We start from the raw sequence: 19,180 nt of genomic DNA on the forward strand, positions 1-19,180 counted from the left end.
CTTTCTGCCAGTTAACGTTGTTATCTGTTTTTATTCATTATCACTAATGACTGTTCACTGTTTTTGTCAGCGACAGATCGCCCTGTATTTTTTGTTCCTCGGTTTTCATCAACGTCCGTTCATAGGCGCGCAGGAACGGTAGATACATCAGTGCAGAGAACACCATGCATAGCAGACACATGATCAGCGGGCTGAAACTCCAGTTTGCGGCCCACGATGCGCCAATGGGAGCCGGTGTCGTCCACGGCGTGAGTGATACGACCTGTGCCAGCCAGCCCATTTTGGTTGCCGTGTAGGCCAGCACAGCATTGATCATGGGGACGAAGACAAAAGGGATAAACAGCATCGGGTTCATGATGATGGGCGCACCGAACATGATCGGTTCGTTGATGTTAAAGAAGCTCGGCACGACGCCCATTCTGCCGATGGTGCGCAAGTGCGTGACCCTGCTGCGTAATAGTAGAAATGCCAAGGGCAGCGTTGAACCGACGCCACCAATTAACAGATAGTGATCCCAAAATCCCTGTAGATAGATATGTGGTAGTACTTCTCCTGCCGCCAGCGCCGCCTGATTCACGGCTAGGTTAGTCATCCAGAATGGATTCATGATGCCCGTGACAATCAGTGAACCGTGGATACCCGAAAACCAGAAAAGCTGACACAGCAGCACGGACAACAGAATGGCGGGCAGGGAGTCTGAGGCAGAAACCAGCGGTGCCAGCAGGTGCATAATGGCTTCGGGAATGATCATGCCCGTTTGCGCCTCAACGAAGAGGTTGAGCGGGTGCAGTGTGGCGACAATCACTAACACGGGAATGAGAATTTCAAATGAGCGGGCGACTCCCGTTGGCACCTCTTTCGGCAGGCGGATCGTAATGTTGTGCTGTTTCAGCGCGGCATAAACACGCGTAGCGTAGATCGATGTGAGTAAGGCGGTGAAGATCCCTTGCCCCGACAGATACTCAGTGGAAATTTTGTCATCGGCGTAAGGTGCGGCGACGAGCAGGAAAGCCATAAAGGCTAACAGTCCAGACATCACGGAATCGAGTTGAAGCTGTCGCCCCAGACTGGCTCCGACTCCAACGGAAATGAAAAATGTCATCACGCCCATGCTCAATTCAAAAGGCAGCATCAATTGGTCGCGATAGGTGATAGAAAAGTCCAGCCAGGCACGCGCAAATCCGACGGTGGTATTGGCGGAGAAGGGGGGAAAAATAAACACCAACATAAACGAGCCGATGATCATAAAGGGGAGCGCGGCGGTGAAGCCATCACGGATAGCGATCACATACTTTTGTTGCCCTAAACGCCCAGCCAGCGGGGTAATCGATTGTTCGATAGCGGCAATCATTGATTGATATAAGGAACTCATATGAACACCTTTTTATGTATCGCCGTGGCGGCGATAGATCATCATCAAGTACGTTAGCGCTACATTACATCCCGTAACCCATTGTATTAACAGGTCTGATGAGAATGTCGCGTGTGGCAACCTTTTATGAACATAGGCTTATACCGTTATATTTCTTCCGCAACGGATCGCATTTTTCGCTAAGCAGAATGTAAAAACTTATTGCCGGGATGATTGGATATCATATGGAAACCGTTTTCCATGCAAAGAAAAGAGAACTGTGATGCCCGTCAATGTGTGACGATTTCCTGCGGTATTAATTAGATTTACATCACATCTTAGTGACTAAAATGTCTATTGGCTGTTAAATGGATAATCGGTTTCCATGATGAATGGAAACGGTTATACTGCAAGGCAATATAATTTAGGGTCAGTGTACAAATTTCGAGTCGGATTTAGCGTTCTCCAGGGGCAAATGATGTCTACAATCAACGATGTATCGCGTTTAGCTGGGGTGTCCAAAGCCACAGTCTCTCGGGTGTTGAGTGGTTCACGCGGTGTAAAAGAAGCCAGCCGACTTGCGGTATTAAAGGCGGTTGATGAGCTTAAATATCGGCCAAATGTTATCGCTCAATCGCTGTTAAGCCAGTCAACAGGATGTATCGGCGTCATTTGCGCGCAGGACAACATCAACCAGACGACTGGCTATCTCTATGCGCTGGAAAAACACTTTAGTCGGCATCAAAAGCATCTCCTGTTGCGGTTTGCCAGCAGTCGGGCAGAAGTGTTAAGCGTGCTGGATGAACTGACGAGCGGCTTGTGTGATGATATTTTAATCATCGGCGCGCGCTTTCCGCTGAATCTGACCGATAAGAACATTATTCTGATCGACTGCATGGAGGCTGATACGCCGAACAGCCTGCAATTCGATCATGCTTTTGCCACAGAAACGGCGTGTAATTACCTGATTCGCCAAGGGCGGCGGCAAATCGCGCTGATTAATCCTGCCGCCAGCAGTTCGGCGGAACAGGTGCTGTTAGGGTACAAGCGAGCGCTAGAAAATAACTTTTTGCCGTTTAACCGTAACTTGATTTTTATGGATGCCTCTTCATCGTCGTCGGTCGCGCTGCAAGTGCTGCTCAATAACAGCACGACGCTGAATTTCAATGCATTGCTGGTGGCGGATGAACAGGAAGCCAGGCGTGTCATCGCACAGCTTCAGGCATTTAATAAATCAGTGCCAAAAGACATTATGGTATTCAGTCTTGCCGGTTCTCTCGATATTCCGGGTATTCCAGCGATACCGGCAATTGAATATTCGATGGATGCGGTGGCCGCCAGAATTGTGTCCTGGCTCAATGAAAAAACGCAGGATGTACTGGGTTCGTATGTCTTACGGGGCGATTTAATCATTCCAGATATGGCTAGCCGGAAATAGAAACCGGTCACGTAGCTTTCAAAATATAAAGCCCTTCTGAATATCAGCTTCAGAAGGGCTTTTCTTTTTGTTTTTTACCGATTACTAGGCGGATTGACGTTTCATCAGGCTGGCAATAAACAGCAGCGATGCGCACAGCACCACCGACGGTCCAGCGGGCGTATTGTAGCCAGCCGAGAAGGCCAACCCGCCTGTCACGGCAATCATGCCAATAATAATGGCAATGTTTGCCATTTGCTCTGGCGTCCGTGCAAAACGTCTGGCGCTGGCGGCGGGAATAATCAGCAGTGACGTAATGATCAGTGCACCAACAAATTTCATGGCGATGCCAATCGTTAATGCAGTCGTCAGCATGAGAAGCAGCTTGGTGCGCTGGAGTTTCACTCCATCGACGTGTGCCAGTTCCGGGCTAATCGTCATGGAAAGCAGCGCGCGCCATTGCCAACGCATGACAGCGACAACGACGATCACGCCAGCGCTGATAACCCACAGATCCTCTGTAGTGACGGAGAGTAAATCGCCAAACAGGTAGGCCATCAGGTCCACGCGTACATTGTTCATTAGGCTGACGACAACCAATCCAAGCGAGAGCGCGCTATGTGCCATGATGCCGAGTAAAGTATCGATGGCCAGGTAGGGACGCCGTTCCAGCCAGACCAACCCGAGTGCAAGGATAAGCGTCACCGCAATGACGGCGGAGAAAAGGTTGATGTTCAGCAGCAGGCCGAATGCGACGCCGAGCAAGGAGGCGTGCGCCAGCGTATCGCCGAAATAAGACATCCGCCGCCAGACGACGAACGAGCCGAGCGGGCCTGCGGCTATAGCCAGCAAAATTCCCGCCAGCCAACCGGGAAACAGCAGTTCTATCATGCGTCGTTTCCACCCTGTCTTTTTAGAATGATGCGCCCTTGCAGGTCATGGCGATGATTATGATGATGACGGTAAATAGCCAATTGCTCGGTGCCACGGTGACCAAACATGGCTAAAAATTCGGGATGAAGAGAAACCACTTCGGGCGTGCCAGAGCAGCAAACATGTTGATTAAGGCAGAGGACCTCATCGGTTTTTGCCATCACCAAATGCAGATCGTGCGACACCATCAGTACGCCGCAGTGGAATTCCTGCCGTAGCTGATTAATCAAGTCGTATAGCGCCAGTTGCCCATTGACGTCGACACCCTGTGTCGGTTCATCCAGAACCAGAAGTTGGGGCTGGTTGAGCAGTGCGCGAGCGAGCAGGACGCGTTGGGTTTCTCCACCGGAGAGTTTCTGCATCGGTTGTTCCAGCAGGTGCGCAGCCTGCACTCGCTTAAGGGCGGGTAAGATGTCCTGCTTTTTCACGCCGGGGCGTAGCTGCATAAAGCGGCTGACCGTCAAGGGCAGGGTGGTATCCAGATGTAGCTTCTGGGGAACGTAGCCGATACGCAGCGTAGGATCGCGTGCCAACGAGCCGGAGGTGGGGGAAAGTAGCCCCAAAACCACGCGTACTAACGTCGATTTTCCTGCGCCATTCGGCCCCAGCAGCGTCAGAATTCGACCTGCCTGCAAGGTAAGGGAGATATCCGACAGGACCTTCCTACTGCCAAATGTCACTGAAATATTATTAAGTGATACCAATGTAGACATATAATTCGGCTTGCATAACCCATGTAACGTTATAATATAACAAGCAACACGATAAAAATCGATGGGGTCGACTTTCATGCAGCAATCTATTCAGCAAAAAAAATGGTTAAAAAGTGTGTTTGTTGCCAGCGCGCTACTCGCAGGCGGGATGTCAATCAGTGCGGCATCCGCTGCGGTTATTACTTCAATTCGTCCTTTGGGATTCATTGCGTCGGCCATTGCCGATGGCGTGACGCCAACGGAGATTCTGTTACCTGATGGCGCATCGCCCCACGATTATGCCTTGCGTCCGTCTGATGTCCAGCGTTTACAGTCCGCTGACCTGGTGATTTGGGTCGGGCCGGAAATGGAAGCTTTCCTCGGGAAACCGTTAGCGAAAATTTCGTCAACAAAGCAGATTGCGCTTTCCGCGCTGCCCGGCATTAAATCTGAGCTGGAAAAAGAGGCCGGACACGATCATGAAGATAACCATGAGCAGGCACATGATGAGCATGAAAAAGGCCACGAGCACAGCCATGCCGCCCATGATGATGGCGACGATGGTCACCATCATGGAGAATACAATATGCACATTTGGCTCTCACCGGAGATGACCAAACAGGCTGCAATCGCTATTCATGCAAAATTATTGGAACTTATGCCTCAGAATAAGGACAAACTAGACGCGAATCTGCTTTATTTCACGGATAAAATTGCGCAAGCAGATGAAAAAATTGTTAAGATGCTAGCGCCTGTGCAGGGTAGAGGCTATTTCGTGTTTCATGATGCCTATGGTTATTTTGAGAAACACTACGGGTTAAGTCCCTTGGGTTACTTTACGGTAAACCCTGAAATTCAGCCCGGTGCACAGCGTTTACATCAAATACGAACACAGTTGGTTGAGCACAAAGCCGTATGCGTTTTTGCTGAACCACAATTCAGGCCAGCCGTTATTAATGCTGTTGCCAAAGGAACCGACGTGCGCTCGGGTGTGCTCGATCCATTGGGAAGCAATATTGCACTGGGTAGAGATAGTTATGCCGATTTCTTATTGCAGCTATCGAACCAGTATGTGAGCTGTCTGGAGGGAAAATTATGAGGATACGAATAAGTGCAGCAGATAGTCCGAACTATCGCTCTGGCGTATAACAGTTTACCCCGGCCCCATCGCGTCATGCTGGGGTCGCTCACCGTTGTGACATTGGCCGTTGCTGTTTGGCGGCCTTTTGTTTATCCCCACGTCGATGACGCACCGGTCATTGTTAAAGATATCGACCTGGAAACCAGCCAACTGCGTACCCTGACGCCTGAAGCCAGTGAACCGATAGACCAACCCTCGCCCGATGATGACATCCCACAAGATGAGCTTGATGAGGATAAAGGTGCCGATGAAGGCAGCGTACATGAGTACGTGGTCTCAACGGGTGATACCTTAAGCAGCATTTTGACGCAGTACGGCATTGATATTGCTGATGTCACCCAACTGGCGGAACAGAACAAAGATTTGCGGAACCTGAAGATTGGTCAGCAAATATCGTGGGCTCTGAGTGAAAACGGTGACCTGCAAAGCCTGACCTGGCAGATGTCCCGCCGTGAAACGCGCATTTATGAGCGCGTAGGGACGGATTTCAAAGAGCGTATTGAGACGCTGAAAGGCGAATGGCGTAACAGCGTACTGAATGGCCGGGTAAGCGGCAGCTTTGTTAGCAGCGCAAAAAACGCTGGTTTGACGAGTGCTGAAGTGCGTGACGTCATCAAGGCGCTGCAATGGCAACTGGATTTCCGTAAATTACGCAAAGACGATACCTTCTCTGTGCTGATGTCTCGCGAAATGCTTGATGGTAAAAGTGAGCAGAGTGAGTTGGTCGGCGTGCGCCTGAATACCGGTGGCAAAGACTATTACGCCATTCGTGCCGAAGACGGTAAATTCTACGATCGCGAAGGTTCCGGTTTGACACGCGGTTTTATGCGTTTCCCGACCATGAAACAATTCCGTGTTTCCTCCAACTTCAATCCACGTCGCTTGAACCCGGTGACGGGACGTGTCGCACCGCATAAAGGCGTCGATTTTGCTATGCCAGTCGGTTCGCCGGTTTTGGCCGTTGGGGATGGTGAAGTGGTGATTGCGAAACGTAGTGGCGCTGCGGGTAACTATGTCGTGATTCGACATGGTCGTCAGTATACGACTCGCTTTATGCACCTAAATCGCATATTGGTTAAACCGGGGCAGAAAGTGAAGCGTGGCGATCGCATCGGATTATCCGGCAACACCGGTCGCTCCACCGGACCGCATCTGCACTACGAACTCTGGGTTAACCAGCAGGCTGTTAACCCGTTAACGGCTCAACTACCGCGTTCCGAAGGGCTGGCGGGTAAAGATCGTCGTGATTATCTGGCGCAGGTGAAGGAAGTGGTGCCGCAGCTTAAGTTTGATTAACGCTACTGACTGCATGTTATGCCGGTGGCTTGCTGCCGGCATTTTCATTTATGGCGCACGGGTTCCTGGTTTTTTGTTATCGAGCTGACGTGTTTCTGCATCATTGCCGGTGGATGTTGCTAAACGCTGAGCGGCCATTATGCTTATGTTTATTGATTGATCTGAAGAGTTTAGGCATGGAAAAAGAAAAAAAATCGAACGCTGAATTTATTCCCCAGTTACAACGCGCCTTCTTTCATCCGCGCTATTGGGGCGTTTGGTTAGGTGTTGGTGTGATGGCACTTGCGGCTTATATTCCCGCACGGTTAAGAAATCCGGTGCTGGGCGGGTTAGGGCGTTTTGTCGGGAGAATATCAAAAGGGGCCCGCCGCCGTGCTCGCATCAATCTGCTGTATTGCATGCCGGAGTTAACGGAAGCACAGCGTGAAACCATTATTGATGACATGTTTGCGACGGCACCTCAGTCGATGATCATGATGGTGGAAGTCGGGATCCGTAACCCGAAGACAATCGAGAAGTATGTGCGCTGGCACGGTGAAGACATTCTGGAGCGCATCAAAGCGCAAGAGAAGAACGTGATCTTTCTGGTTCCGCATGGGTGGGGCGTTGATATTCCGGCGATGCTGCTGACCTCTCGCGGACAGCGTATGGCGGCGATGTTCCACAATCAGAAGAATGAACTGGTAGATTATTGGTGGAATCGGTTACGTCGTCGCTTTGGTGGGCGCATCCATGCTCGCAATGACGGTATTAAACCGTTTATCAGCTCCGTGCGCTCCGGGTGCTGGGGATATTACTTACCCGATCAAGATCACGGCCCTGAACACAGCGAATTCGTCGATTTCTTTGCGACCTACAAAGCTACGCTGCCTGCTGTTGGGCGACTGATGAAAGTGTGCCGTGCTGATATCGTGCCGCTGTTCCCGGTATATAACGCCAAAGATGGCTGTCTGGATGTGTATATTCGCCCGCCGATGGTTGATTTGGCGGAAGCGGATGATGCCTACATTGCAAGGCGCATGAATGAGGAAGTGGAAATCCTGGTCAGGCCGAACCCTGAGCAGTACACCTGGATCCTGAAGTTGCTAAAAACTCGCAAGCCGGGAGAAATTGAACCGTATTGCCGGGATGATTTGTACCGAGACAAGAAGTGAGATGAGTCGCGGATAGCCATCTATTGATAAAAAAGCCGGACGAGAAATCGTCCGGCTTTTTACTCGTATGTGACCCGTCCAGCACTGCGTAGTGGACGGAGATGCCACAGATTATTCCACGCGCAGGATACGAATCGTGTTGGTTGTGCCGACTGTGCCCATGATGTCGCCTTGTGTAACGATGACCAGATCCCCAGACATCAGGAACCCTTTATCACGCAGCCGGATTACCGCATCATTGGCCGCGGCAACGCCATCTGTGTAGCTATCGAAATGCACAGGGGTGACGCCGCGATACAGTGCGGTCAGGTTCAGCGTGTGCTCATGACGAGACATGGCAAAAATTGGCAAACCGGAACTGATACGAGACATCATCAGCGCAGTGCGGCCAGATTCTGTCATGGCAATCAGCGCGGTAACCCCTTTCAGGTGGTTGGCCGCGTACATGGAAGACATCGCAATGGATTCTTCTGTGTTATCAAACTGCACGTCCAGGCGGTGTTTGGAAACGTTGATGCTTGGAATTTTCTCCGCGCCTAAACACACTTTCGCCATGGCAGCGACGGTTTCAGCCGGATATTGACCCGCAGCGGTTTCTGCTGACAGCATCACCGCATCGGTGCCATCGAGCACCGCGTTGGCGACGTCCATCACCTCGGCACGCGTTGGCATCGGGTTGGTGATCATCGATTCCATCATCTGCGTAGCGGTAATGACCGCACGGTTCAACTGACGGGCGCGGCGAATCAACTTCTTCTGAATCCCCACCAATTCTGGATCGCCGATTTCAACGCCCAGATCGCCCCTCGCGACCATCACCACGTCGGAAGCCAGAATAATGTCATCCATTGCGGCATCTGAACAGACAGCTTCAGCACGTTCAACTTTTGATACGATCTTGGCGTTACAGCCAGCGTCACGTGCGAGTCGGCGTGCGTAGTTGAGGTCTTCACCGGTACGTGGGAAAGAGACCGCCAGATAGTCGACGCCAATTTTTGCGGCGGTAATAATGTCGGCTTTATCTTTTTCCGTCAGGGCTTCGGCAGACAAGCCGCCACCGAGTTTGTTGATGCCCTTGTTGTTAGACAGCGGCCCACCAACGGTGACTTCGGTATACACTTTCAGGCCTTCAACCTGAAGGACTTTCAACTGTACCCGGCCATCATCTAATAGCAGGATATCGCCTGGCACCACGTCGCTTGGCAAGCCTTTGTAATCGATCCCGACTCTTTCTTTGTCGCCTTCGCCTTTGGCTAAATTGGCATCCAATAAGAATTTGTCGCCGATATTCAGGAAGATTTTACCTTCTTTGAAGGTAGAAACGCGGATTTTTGGACCCTGTAGATCGCCAAGAATGGCAACATGGCGGCCTAATTTTGCCGCAATTTCACGAACTTTGTTGGCACGTAATTGATGGTCTTCTGCTGTGCCGTGAGAAAAATTCATGCGTACTACGTTAGCGCCCGCACTGATAATCTTTTCGAGATTATTATCGCGGTCGGTAGCGGGCCCTAGGGTGGTGACAATCTTGGTTCTTCTGAGCCGTCTGGACATGTATAACTCCGTTCACTTGTGAAGCTGTAGTGTTGCGATTAAGCGTCGAATAACCGTGCAAAATATCACGTTACAACAAAACTATTTCACCTACGTTATCCGAACATCGTGTTGAGTCTGATTATCATACTGTACAGGTAATCCCTGTCATCTTTCCATGACCGTAGCCGCTGACCACATCGAGATGAGGCAGGTAGATGATACCGCTCATTTTTATTACCCGTCATACTTCAAGTTGCCTGTGCGTTGGCTGCATTCAAATACTCGGCCCGTCGTGAGCCTCGCCCTGGCGGGTCAACGCTTTGTGTTGTTCAAAACGTTAACGTTTTGTCCTGAAACTCGAATTATTTAGGGTATATAACTAGAAACAAAGCACAACGTAAAACTTACCTATCACCTGAAGGGATTAATCAACCGTTCGTCTTTATCAAAGCGCGACTCGCGCAAGGCCTCTTTGACCCGTTTCAGGTTATCACGAAATTTTTCTCCGCGGCGTAAAGTAAACCCCGTCGCCAGCACGTCGATCAGTGTTAACTGAGCGATGCGGGACACCATCGGCATATAAACATCAGTATCTTCAGGCACGTCAAGCCGCAGCGCTAACGAGGCTTCACGCGCCAGCGGCGTGCCATCTGAAGTGATGGCAATTACGGTCGCGTCGTTTTCGCGTGCCAACTGCGCCATTTCGACCAGACTTTTGGTTCTGCCAGTATGAGAGATCAATACCACGACGTCGCCGTCGCTGGAATTCATGCAGCTCATGCGCTGCATCACGATGTCATCGAAATAAACGACGGGGATATTAAAGCGGAAAAATTTGTTCATCGCATCGTGTGCGACAGCGGCGGAGGCACCCAGGCCAAAAAAGGAAATTTTCTTCGCCTGCGTGAGCAAATCTACGGCGCGGTTGACGGCAGCGACATCCAGACTGGATTTCACCTGCTCTAAGCCTGCCATCGCGGATTCAAATATTTTACTGGTGTAGGCGTCAACGCTGTCATCTTCTTCAACGTTACGGTTCACATACGGTGTTCCGTTTGCCAGACTTTGCGCCAGATGTAGTTTAAAATCGGGAAAACCCTTAGTTTCAAGGCGGCGGCAGAAACGATTGACCGTTGGCTCGCTGACATCGGCCATTTTGGCTAGGGTTGCGATGCTGGAGTGAATAGCCGTCTGCGGAGTGCTCAGGATCGCTTCAGCCACTTTTCTTTCTGATTTGCTTAAGAGATCTAGATGGCTTTGGATTTTTTCCAGCATATTCATACGACAAGGGCCATGTAAGTTTTTTCCAATTTCAACTAAAGGTACAACTGGCATGCATTACGTGAAAATATACTACGACCCTGTGGTGGTTGGCAGCGGGCAACATGCTAAGTTGGGGTCTTTTTTTACCAGAACATGACATGTGTCTAACTTTCAGAAAAGTAATCGACTGTCAGAAACGACGAAAAATTTCGCTTTAGGGCGAATCGATAAGTGATTCCAGCTACTGCACAGACCGATTTATGCGTGGTTTTTAGTCAATATCACCCATTATTTGGCATTTTTATGATGGGTTTACTGGCTGTAGTCAAAAAGAGTACATTATGGCTGTAATAAAATTACAGCATCCTGCAACGAGGAGATGAACATGGCGGTAACTTCAACAGCCCAAGCGTGCGATCTGGTTATTTTCGGTGCCAAGGGCGATCTGGCACGCCGTAAATTGCTGCCGTCCCTGTACCAGTTGGAAAAAGCAGGGCACATCCATGCGGACACCAAAATTATCGGGGTGGGCCGTGCGGATTGGGATAAAGCGGAGTATACCCGCGTCGTGCGTGAAGCGCTTGACACCTTTATGAAAGAAGCCATCGACGATAAGTTGTGGGAAACGCTAAGCGGTCGGCTGGATTTCTGCAATCTCGATGTGGAAGATACGAAAGCCTTCAACAAACTGGGCAAGATGCTTGACCAGAAAAATCGTACCACCATCAACTACTTTGCAATGCCACCCAGCACATTTGGTGCGATCTGCAAAGGGCTGGGAACCGCTGGACTGAATAAAGATCCGGCGCGTGTGGTGATGGAAAAACCGTTGGGTACCGATTTGGCGTCGTCGCGTGTGATTAACGATCAGGTCGCGGAATTCTTTAACGAATGTCAGGTTTACCGTATCGACCACTATCTGGGTAAAGAAACGGTTCTGAACCTGCTGGCGCTGCGTTTTGCCAATTCGTTGTTCTCCTCGAATTGGGACAACCGGACGATCGACCATGTACAGATCACGGTAGCTGAAGAAGTCGGAATTGAAGGGCGCTGGGGCTATTTTGACAAAGCAGGTCAGATGCGCGACATGATCCAGAATCATCTGTTGCAGATCCTGACGATGATTGCGATGTCGCCGCCGTCTGATTTGACGACTGACCGCATTCGTGATGAAAAAGTGAAAGTGTTGCGTTCACTGCGCCGTATTGACCGGTCCAACGTGCATGAAACGACCGTGCGTGGCCAATATTCTTCTGGTTTTGTCCAGGGACATAAAGTGCCGGGCTATCTGGAAGAAGAGGGCGCGAATAAAAGCAGCAGCACGGAAACCTTCGTCTCGATTCGTGTCGACATTGATGACTGGCGCTGGTCTGGCGTGCCGTTCTACTTGCGCACGGGTAAACGGCTGCCGACAAAATGTTCGGAAGTGGTCGTGTACTTTAAAAACCCTGCATTGAATCTGTTCCATGATTCTTACCAGCAGTTACCGCAGAACAAACTGATCATTCGCTTGCAGCCCGATGAAGGCGTGGAAATCCAGATTCTGAATAAAATTCCGGGATTAGAGCATAAGCATCGCCTGCAAACGGTGAAGCTGGATTTGAGCTTCTCGGAAACCTTTAATCAGCAGCATTTAGCGGATGCCTATGAGCGTCTGCTGCTTGAAACAATGCGTGGAATTCAGGCGTTGTTCGTCCGCCGCGATGAAGTTGAGGAAGCCTGGAAGTGGGTGGATTCCATCATGGAAGCATGGGCGATGGACAACGATGCACCGAAGCCTTATCAGGCGGGAAGCTGGGGACCAGTGGCGTCCGTGGCGATGATCACGCGCGATGGCCGTTCCTGGAATGAGTTCGAGTAATTTTTTGATAATACGTCAGTAGCCGGAATGTCGAGGTGTGTTGGCATTCCACAGTTTTAATGTATGGCTTACGGTGCGGTTGGCATCTGCGGCAACGCAGATCCCTGTGGCAGGGGCGCGCTATATAATTAATGATGCCTTCGGGCATGTCTGGAGATGATTTTTGATGAAAAACTGGAAGACGAGCGCGGAACAGATTTTGACAACGGGTCCCGTTGTTCCTGTGATTGTGGTCAACAAACTGGAACACGCGGTGCCGATGGCAAAAGCGTTAGTCGCGGGCGGCGTTCGCGTTCTGGAACTGACATTGCGTACCGACTGTGCTATCGACGCGATCCGTGCGATTGCGAAAGAAGTACCAGAAGCTATCGTGGGCGCGGGTACGGTGACAAACCCTGAGCAACTGGCTGCGGTGGTTGAAGCTGGTGCGCAGTTTGCCATTAGCCCGGGCCTGACCGAGCCACTGCTGAAAGCAGCATCGGCAGGCAATATCCCGTTGATTCCAGGTATCAGCACCGTATCTGAGCTGATGTTGGGTATGGATTACGGCTTGCGTGAGTTCAAATTCTTCCCTGCAGAAGCTAACGGCGGCGTGAAAGCGCTTCAGGCGATCGCCGGTCCATTCGCTCATATCCGTTTCTGCCCAACTGGTGGTATTACGCCGAATAACTACCGTGATTACCTGGCGCTGAAAAGCGTGCTGTGTGTTGGTGGTTCTTGGTTGGTGCCGAACGATGCGCTGGAAAGCGGTGATTACGCACGTATTACTGAACTGGCGCGTGAAGCGGTTGCTGGTGCAAAAGCGTAAGTTCGCTAGTTATTGAATGACGAAGGCCACTCACTGCGAGTGGCCTTTTTTATGACGGACATCCTTGTCCGTCACCCTACGGGCCGTCGCAAGCGACGTTGAAAAATGTTCCCTACATTTTTTTATGACGGGCATCCTTGTCTGTCACCCTGCGGGCCGTCCAATCAGCAACAGTAGTATTAACCGCTGACTTTTACGCCAGCCGCGACGCGTTTGGCGATTTCAACAGCATCGTCTGTCGTTTCTGCGCTGGCTAACGCAACGCCCATACGGCGTTTGCCGCTGATATCTGGTTTACCAAACAGGCGAATTTGCGTATGGGGGAGGAGCGCACTTTCTAGACCCTGATAACGCACGTTGTTGCTTTCAAGCTCCGGCAAAATTACAGCAGAAGCCGATGCACCGTACTGACGAACCACGCCAATTGGCAACCCAAGGAAAGCGCGAACGTGCAGGGCAAACTCGGACAGATCCTGAGAAATCATCGTCACCATGCCAGTATCGTGCGGGCGAGGGGAGACTTCACTGAAAATAACTTCATCACCGCAGACGAACAACTCAACGCCGAACAAGCCATAGCCACCGAGCGCTTTCACTACGTCGCTGGCCATCTTTTGTGCGCGATCCAGTGCCAGTTCACTCATCTGCTGCGGCTGCCAGGATTCGCGATAGTCGCCATCTTCTTGTCGATGGCCGATTGGCGCACAGAAATGAATACCGTCAACCGCATGGATGGTTAGCAGGGTGATCTCAAAATCAAAATTAACCAACCCTTCAACGATGACGCGTCCGCTGCCTGCACGGCCACCCTGTTGGGCATAGCTCCATGCCTGCTCTAACTGTTCAGCGGAGCGAATCAGGCTTTGCCCTTTGCCGGATGAGCTCATGACGGGCTTCACAATACAGGGATAGCCAATTGCCTCTACAGCTTGATAAAAACGCTCTTCACTGTCGGCAAAACGGTAGGTGGATGTCGGAACGCCGAGCGTTTCGGCAGCCAGACGACGGATACCTTCTCGGTTCATCGTCAGGCGTGTCGCTTCAGCACAGGGGACAACATGGTGGCCCTGTTTTTCCAGTGTCACCAGCATATCGGTGGCGATGGCTTCAATTTCCGGCACGATATAATCAGGGCGTTCGGCTTCAACCAACGCCTTTAATGCGTCGCCATCCAACATATTGATGACGTGGCTACGATGTGCAATCTGCATTGCTGGGGCATCGGCATAGCGATCGACCGCAATCACTTCGATTCCCAGGCGCTGACACTCGATCGCCACTTCTTTGCCTAATTCACCGGAGCCAAGCAGCATTACTCGTGTTGCATCCGCACGCAGGGCGGTTCCAATCGTTAACATAACCTTATACCTGATCGGGTTGTGAAAAATGGCCGCAGTATAAACGAAAACGTTTGCGTGCGCATTAAAGAGGGCGGCTCTGGAATGCGTTACGCAAAAGCGCACCAAGAGACAAGGACGTGGCTTGGCATTGCTGGGCAATCGTGCCACTCTTCTGGCAGAGTGAATTTTTATGTCAAGACAACGAGATCCGATGCGATGAAGACACCGCAAGCTGAAAAAAAGCCCCACGCCATAAGCACACATGGCGATACGCGTATCGACAACTATTACTGGCTGCGTGATGATCAGCGTACCGATCCGCAGGTGTTAGCCTATCTGGAACAGGAAAATGCCTATAGTGAAGCGATTATGGCGCCTCACGAAGTGCGTAAACGGTCGCTGTATGACGAAATGGTTAAACGCATTCCATCGACGGACATGTCTGTGCCGTATGTCAGAAAAGGCTATCGTTATCAAAGCCGCTATGAGCCGGGTAAAGAGTACGCCATCTATCTGCGCCAGCCTGAGCACTCGACAGCAACGTGGGAAACGCTGTTGGATGGGAATCAACGTGCGGAGGGACATGAATTTTATAGTCTCGGCGCGCTTGAGATTAGCCCAAACAACACGCTATTGGCCCTCTCGGAGGATTTTTTATCCCGTCGGCAGTACACGCTGCGCTTTCGCGATCTGAACAGCGGCGAATGGCTACCGGATGTGATCGAAAATGTGACCGCAGGTGCGGAATGGTCAGCCGATTCGACGGTGCTGTACTACGTGCGTAAACATGAACAAACGCTATTGCCGTATCAGGTCTATCGTCACCGTCTGGGGAGCGATCCCGCACAAGATGAACTGGTATATGAAGAGAAAGACGACACCTATTATGTCAGCTTGAGTAAAACGACATCAGAGCACTACATCACTATTTACCTCAGTAGCACTACGACGACCGAGGTATTATTACTCGATGCGACGCTCCCAGATGCGGTGCCGCAGGTTGGCATTCCACGTCGGAAAGATCATGAATATGGTATCGATCACTATCAGGGGCGGTTTTACCTGCGTTCTAACCGAGAAGGAAAAAATTTCGGTCTCTATCGTTCGGATAAACCTGATGAACAAACGCTGGAAACGCTAATTGCTCCACGTGAACACCGCGTTCTGGAAGGTTTTGAACTATTTCGAGATTGGTTAGTGGTTGAAGAAAGGGAACGCGGTTTAACCAGCTTGCGCCAGATTCACTGGCATACGCAGGAAGAAAAAACGATCACCTTTAATGATGCGAGCTATGTGGCATGGCTATCGTACAACCCTACGTCAGAAACGGCATTGCTGCGTTATGGTTACTCATCAATGACAACCCCCAGCACGCTGTATGAATTGAATCTGGATACGGGTGAACAGCAACGGCTTAAGCAAGCCGAAGTGAAGGATTTCTCTCCAGATCATTACCGGAGCGAACGCTTGTGGATCACGGTCAGGGACGGTGTCGACGTACCCGTTTCCCTCGTTTACCATCGCGAGCATTTCACCCCTGGTAAGAACCCGATACTGGTTTACGGCTATGGCGCCTATGGCAATAGCATGGAGCCAGATTTCAGCATTAGCCGTTTGAGCCTGCTGGACAGAGGGTTCGTTTTTGCCTTAACGCACATTCGCGGTGGTGGTGAACTGGGTCAGCAGTGGTATGACGATGGCCGACTGCTCAATAAGATGCATTCCTTCACGGATTTCATCGATGTGTCTCAGGCATTGATAGAAAAAGGCTATGGCGACAGGGAAAACATGTTCGCGATGGGGGGCAGTGCGGGGGGGCTCTTGATGGGGGCGGTAGTCAATATGGCCCCCGATTTGTTCAAAGGTGTTGTCGCCCAGGTCCCGTTTGTTGATGTGTTGACGACAATGCTGGATGAGTCAATTCCGCTGACAACCGGAGAGTATGACGAGTGGGGCGATCCAAATGAACAAACCTACTATGACTACATCAAGCAATATAGCCCCTATGACGGTGTTACCGCTCAGCGTTATCCACATTTATTGGTGACTACCGGGCTACACGATTCTCAGGTTCAGTATTGGGAACCTGCGAAGTGGGTGGCAAAATTGCGGGATGTCAAAACAGACGACCGTCTGGTGTTGCTGTACACCGATATGGATGCCGGGCACGGCGGAAAATCAGGCCGCTTCAAACGCTATGATGACATTGCGTTAGAATATGCTTTCCTATTGATGGTGCTTGAAAAGGCTGCGGAAGGTCACGAATAAGGGCTAGCAACTGAAGTTATGAGGGTAAACCCGTTTTCGGGTTTACCCGGTTGGCATGACACATTACTTGGGCAATATCAGAACTCAAGTAATATCAGCCTGCGGTTTCTTTGCTTTTTTGTCGGCCCGTTTTTCGGCGGCCGTTTTCAGTGGCTTCTTCTTACTGTTCTTTTTGCTATCCAGTCCTTTACTCATATCTTGCCTCGCTTGATAAAAGGTTAGGTTGCTATCCCATTAACCTCCTGTGCAGTTCGATATGCAAGTAGAAAATCATTTTTGCTGTGTAAGAATGTAACCCGTGGAAAGGGATGTTTTCCACGGTAAGGCAATCTTAGAATGGAATGCGAGGAATCGCTATTTAGACTTAGGCTCGTAGGGTAAACGAGAGAACTGTAGTGAGCGTTGACGATAAAACGTCACACGTTCACGAAAGTAGTTACGCAGGTGCTCGGGTTGTTCTCTCTCAACAACTTCTGGAATGACTGGCATATTGTAACGTTCTTTGAAGGCAACGCCTGATGCCGCCAGATCTACGTTAACCTTATCCATATCCTCTTTGGATAATTCCGCCAGATTATGTCCCATACCGCTTTCTCCTGCCTATTGGTCACCGACTGATTGGTGCCACGGTAAAGTAGCGACAGGAAAATGGCAAGTGTTCACCTTATCATGTGGATGTTTATTATTCTGATTGTGAAATGGGAATCATTTTTAATACCAGGAAGATATAAATGATATAGATCGAAATTGCTATTTTTGATAATAAAAATGATTCGCAATAATACAGTGAAAATCATTCCTAAGTGATAATAAATATCAATGCAAATAATATTAATTATTTGTTTTTATTGATTATTTTATTTTTAAATCATCAGTGTTAATAAAATGTTTTTTATTTTATTTTTTCAGGCATAATGCCCTAAATAATTACACCTGCCGGGAAATAAGGAGTTACCATGTTAAAAAAAGAAATGATTCAGAAGTTGAATGAGCAACTTAATCTGGAGTTTTATTCCGCGAATTTGTATTTACAAATGAGTGCATGGTGCGGTGACAAAGGTTTTGAAGGCGCATCCAGTTTCCTGAAGACGCATTCTCAGGAAGAAATGCAACACATGCAACGCCTGTTCGACTACCTGGATGATACAGGAAGCTTGCCTGTATTAGGCGCGATTGCTGCACCGCCGATTGATTTCGATTCACTGGCTGATGTTTTCAAGTTGACCTACGAACACGAGCAGTTGATTACAGCAAAAATTAATGAGCTGGCGCATGCTGCAATGGCACTACAGGATTATTCTACATTTAACTTCCTGCAATGGTATGTTGCCGAACAGCACGAAGAAGAAAAACTGTTCCGTTCTATTCTTGACAAACTAGCTCTGGTCAAAGCGAGCGAAGGCGGTCTGTTCTTCATCGATCAGGACCTGAAAAAAATGTCTACGGCAGCACCGTCAGCCTAACGACAATCGACGCTTTTGTCGGCCAATGTGCATTTGAAGAGCGCGGGATAATATTCTTTTTATCCCGTTATTTCTTTCCTCGAACGACCTCCCTACTTATACCACGCTGTCGATTTTATTCTTGGCTTCACACTCGACTTCATCTTCCTCTGTCGCTATGATCGCGTTAGTCGTGATACACAACTTTATGTTTTATAAGGTTTGATGCGGTCTTTCTCTGATTTGGATAAGGCTGCAAAACTCACACATCATTGTCTGAATACGCATGTCGGGAATACCATGATGAAGAAATTTTTGCTATCTATCGTGCTTACCTCACTTTCTGTGAATGCTTTTGCTGCTGCTAAACTGGCAAATATCAGCCGGCTGGAATATGGCGATCGTTGGGCTTTCACGCGTGAAGAAGTGCAATTGATTTGTCGGCCTGGCAATGCGCTGTATGCCCTACATACTGGGACGTTGATGCAATATCCGCTAAACGATACTGCTATTGCGCAGATGAAATCTGGACAGGTGAGTGCACAACCGATAGACGTGATTTGGCTGGACGATCCTAAACACCCCGGACAGAAGAAAAGCCTTCAGCCATTTATCGATCGTGCAGAGCAACTGTGCTTACCAGATGGTCAGCCATGAAGTGATTGATTTACCTATTTA

General features: G+C 49.8%; 16 protein-coding genes. 9 read left to right on the forward strand and 7 right to left on the reverse strand.

Annotated features, from left to right (window positions below):
* Window positions 1–43 precede the first annotated feature (43 nt).
* Window positions 44–1,372, reverse strand: a complete 1,329-nt coding sequence (locus A7983_RS17795; RefSeq protein WP_005967753.1) for a PTS cellobiose transporter subunit IIC — start codon at window positions 1,370–1,372, stop codon at window positions 44–46.
* Window positions 1,373–1,829: 457 nt separating this feature from the next.
* On the opposite strand from A7983_RS17795, the gene A7983_RS17800 reads away from it, so the two are divergent.
* Window positions 1,830–2,789, forward strand: coding sequence for a LacI family DNA-binding transcriptional regulator (locus tag A7983_RS17800; protein ID WP_039477173.1), 960 nt, complete (start codon window positions 1,830–1,832; stop codon window positions 2,787–2,789).
* An 84-nt stretch (window positions 2,790–2,873) separates the two neighbouring features.
* Here the strand turns inward: A7983_RS17800 and znuB are convergent, their stop codons facing one another.
* Both znuB and znuC read right to left on the reverse strand, forming a co-directional pair.
* A complete protein-coding gene (gene znuB, locus A7983_RS17805) occupies window positions 2,874–3,659 on the reverse strand; it encodes a zinc ABC transporter permease subunit ZnuB (protein ID WP_005967757.1) in 786 nt (261 codons plus the stop codon).
* Complete coding sequence (gene znuC / locus A7983_RS17810) at window positions 3,656–4,414, reverse strand: zinc ABC transporter ATP-binding protein ZnuC (RefSeq protein ID WP_005967759.1); 759 nt, start codon at window positions 4,412–4,414, stop codon at window positions 3,656–3,658. Before znuC ends, znuB begins: the two co-directional genes overlap by 4 nt.
* Before the next feature lie 76 nt (window positions 4,415–4,490).
* On the opposite strand from znuC, the gene znuA reads away from it, so the two are divergent.
* The 3 genes from znuA (at window position 4,491) to lpxM (ending at window position 7,984) form a co-directional block, all read left to right on the forward strand.
* Window positions 4,491–5,492, forward strand: a complete 1,002-nt coding sequence (gene znuA / locus A7983_RS17815) for a zinc ABC transporter substrate-binding protein ZnuA (RefSeq protein WP_005967760.1) — start codon at window positions 4,491–4,493, stop codon at window positions 5,490–5,492.
* 12 nt (window positions 5,493–5,504) lie between these two features.
* Complete coding sequence (mepM, locus tag A7983_RS17820; protein ID WP_005967762.1) at window positions 5,505–6,830, forward strand: murein DD-endopeptidase MepM; 1,326 nt, start codon at window positions 5,505–5,507, stop codon at window positions 6,828–6,830.
* 176 nt (window positions 6,831–7,006) lie between these two features.
* Window positions 7,007–7,984, forward strand: coding sequence for a lauroyl-Kdo(2)-lipid IV(A) myristoyltransferase (lpxM, locus tag A7983_RS17825; protein ID WP_005967763.1), 978 nt, complete (start codon window positions 7,007–7,009; stop codon window positions 7,982–7,984).
* Between the two features lie 111 nt (window positions 7,985–8,095).
* Here lpxM and pyk read toward each other — a convergent pair whose 3' ends face one another.
* On the reverse strand, window positions 8,096–9,538 hold the full coding sequence (gene pyk / locus A7983_RS17830; RefSeq protein ID WP_005967764.1) for a pyruvate kinase: 1,443 nt from the start codon (window positions 9,536–9,538) through the stop codon (window positions 8,096–8,098).
* A 393-nt stretch (window positions 9,539–9,931) separates the two neighbouring features.
* The gene (locus A7983_RS17835; RefSeq protein WP_005967766.1) at window positions 9,932–10,801 is read right to left on the reverse strand and encodes a MurR/RpiR family transcriptional regulator; all 870 of its coding nucleotides are present in this window, start codon (window positions 10,799–10,801) and stop codon (window positions 9,932–9,934) included.
* Window positions 10,802–11,168: 367 nt separating this feature from the next.
* On the opposite strand from A7983_RS17835, the gene zwf reads away from it, so the two are divergent.
* A complete protein-coding gene (gene zwf / locus A7983_RS17840; protein WP_005967769.1) occupies window positions 11,169–12,644 on the forward strand; it encodes a glucose-6-phosphate dehydrogenase in 1,476 nt (491 codons plus the stop codon).
* 166 nt (window positions 12,645–12,810) lie between these two features.
* A complete protein-coding gene (locus A7983_RS17845; protein ID WP_005967771.1) occupies window positions 12,811–13,452 on the forward strand; it encodes a bifunctional 4-hydroxy-2-oxoglutarate aldolase/2-dehydro-3-deoxy-phosphogluconate aldolase in 642 nt (213 codons plus the stop codon).
* Between the two features lie 179 nt (window positions 13,453–13,631).
* On the opposite strand, the gene purT is transcribed toward A7983_RS17845, so the two are convergent.
* Window positions 13,632–14,810, reverse strand: a complete 1,179-nt coding sequence (purT, locus tag A7983_RS17850; RefSeq protein WP_005967772.1) for a formate-dependent phosphoribosylglycinamide formyltransferase — start codon at window positions 14,808–14,810, stop codon at window positions 13,632–13,634.
* 198 nt (window positions 14,811–15,008) lie between these two features.
* Between purT and A7983_RS17855 the strand changes: the two genes are divergently transcribed.
* Complete coding sequence (locus A7983_RS17855; protein WP_005967773.1) at window positions 15,009–17,060, forward strand: S9 family peptidase; 2,052 nt, start codon at window positions 15,009–15,011, stop codon at window positions 17,058–17,060.
* 354 nt (window positions 17,061–17,414) lie between these two features.
* Here A7983_RS17855 and A7983_RS17860 read toward each other — a convergent pair whose 3' ends face one another.
* Window positions 17,415–17,645, reverse strand: coding sequence for a DNA polymerase III subunit theta (locus A7983_RS17860; RefSeq protein ID WP_005967776.1), 231 nt, complete (start codon window positions 17,643–17,645; stop codon window positions 17,415–17,417).
* A gap of 371 nt (window positions 17,646–18,016) precedes the next feature.
* Here A7983_RS17860 and ftnA point away from each other — a divergent pair, with 371 nt between their 5' ends.
* Both ftnA and A7983_RS17870 read left to right on the forward strand, forming a co-directional pair.
* Window positions 18,017–18,523, forward strand: coding sequence for a non-heme ferritin (gene ftnA / locus A7983_RS17865; RefSeq protein WP_005967778.1), 507 nt, complete (start codon window positions 18,017–18,019; stop codon window positions 18,521–18,523).
* 279 nt (window positions 18,524–18,802) lie between these two features.
* Complete coding sequence (locus tag A7983_RS17870) at window positions 18,803–19,159, forward strand: YebY family protein (protein ID WP_005967779.1); 357 nt, start codon at window positions 18,803–18,805, stop codon at window positions 19,157–19,159.
* Window positions 19,160–19,180 lie beyond the last annotated feature (21 nt).

The sequence above is a fragment of the Pectobacterium wasabiae CFBP 3304 genome (assembly GCF_001742185.1).
In the GTDB taxonomy this organism is placed as follows: domain Bacteria; phylum Pseudomonadota; class Gammaproteobacteria; order Enterobacterales; family Enterobacteriaceae; genus Pectobacterium; species Pectobacterium wasabiae.

Bases quoted from the DNA above. Each gene is read 5' to 3' on its own strand.
- A7983_RS17795 (WP_005967753.1), bottom strand. From the start codon at position 1,372: ATGAGTTCCTTATATCAATCAATGATTGCCGCTATCGAACAATCGATT.
- A7983_RS17800 (WP_039477173.1), top strand. From the start codon at position 1,830: ATGTCTACAATCAACGATGTATCGCGTTTAGCTGGGGTGTCCAAAGCC.
- znuB (WP_005967757.1), bottom strand. From the start codon at position 3,659: ATGATAGAACTGCTGTTTCCCGGTTGGCTGGCGGGAATTTTGCTGGCT.
- znuC (WP_005967759.1), bottom strand. From the start codon at position 4,414: ATGTCTACATTGGTATCACTTAATAATATTTCAGTGACATTTGGCAGT.
- znuA (WP_005967760.1), top strand. From the start codon at position 4,491: ATGCAGCAATCTATTCAGCAAAAAAAATGGTTAAAAAGTGTGTTTGTT.
- lpxM (WP_005967763.1), top strand. From the start codon at position 7,007: ATGGAAAAAGAAAAAAAATCGAACGCTGAATTTATTCCCCAGTTACAA.
- pyk (WP_005967764.1), bottom strand. From the start codon at position 9,538: ATGTCCAGACGGCTCAGAAGAACCAAGATTGTCACCACCCTAGGGCCC.
- A7983_RS17835 (WP_005967766.1), bottom strand. From the start codon at position 10,801: ATGAATATGCTGGAAAAAATCCAAAGCCATCTAGATCTCTTAAGCAAA.
- zwf (WP_005967769.1), top strand. From the start codon at position 11,169: ATGGCGGTAACTTCAACAGCCCAAGCGTGCGATCTGGTTATTTTCGGT.
- A7983_RS17845 (WP_005967771.1), top strand. From the start codon at position 12,811: ATGAAAAACTGGAAGACGAGCGCGGAACAGATTTTGACAACGGGTCCC.
- purT (WP_005967772.1), bottom strand. From the start codon at position 14,810: ATGTTAACGATTGGAACCGCCCTGCGTGCGGATGCAACACGAGTAATG.
- A7983_RS17855 (WP_005967773.1), top strand. From the start codon at position 15,009: ATGAAGACACCGCAAGCTGAAAAAAAGCCCCACGCCATAAGCACACAT.
- A7983_RS17860 (WP_005967776.1), bottom strand. From the start codon at position 17,645: ATGGGACATAATCTGGCGGAATTATCCAAAGAGGATATGGATAAGGTT.
- ftnA (WP_005967778.1), top strand. From the start codon at position 18,017: ATGTTAAAAAAAGAAATGATTCAGAAGTTGAATGAGCAACTTAATCTG.
- A7983_RS17870 (WP_005967779.1), top strand. From the start codon at position 18,803: ATGATGAAGAAATTTTTGCTATCTATCGTGCTTACCTCACTTTCTGTG.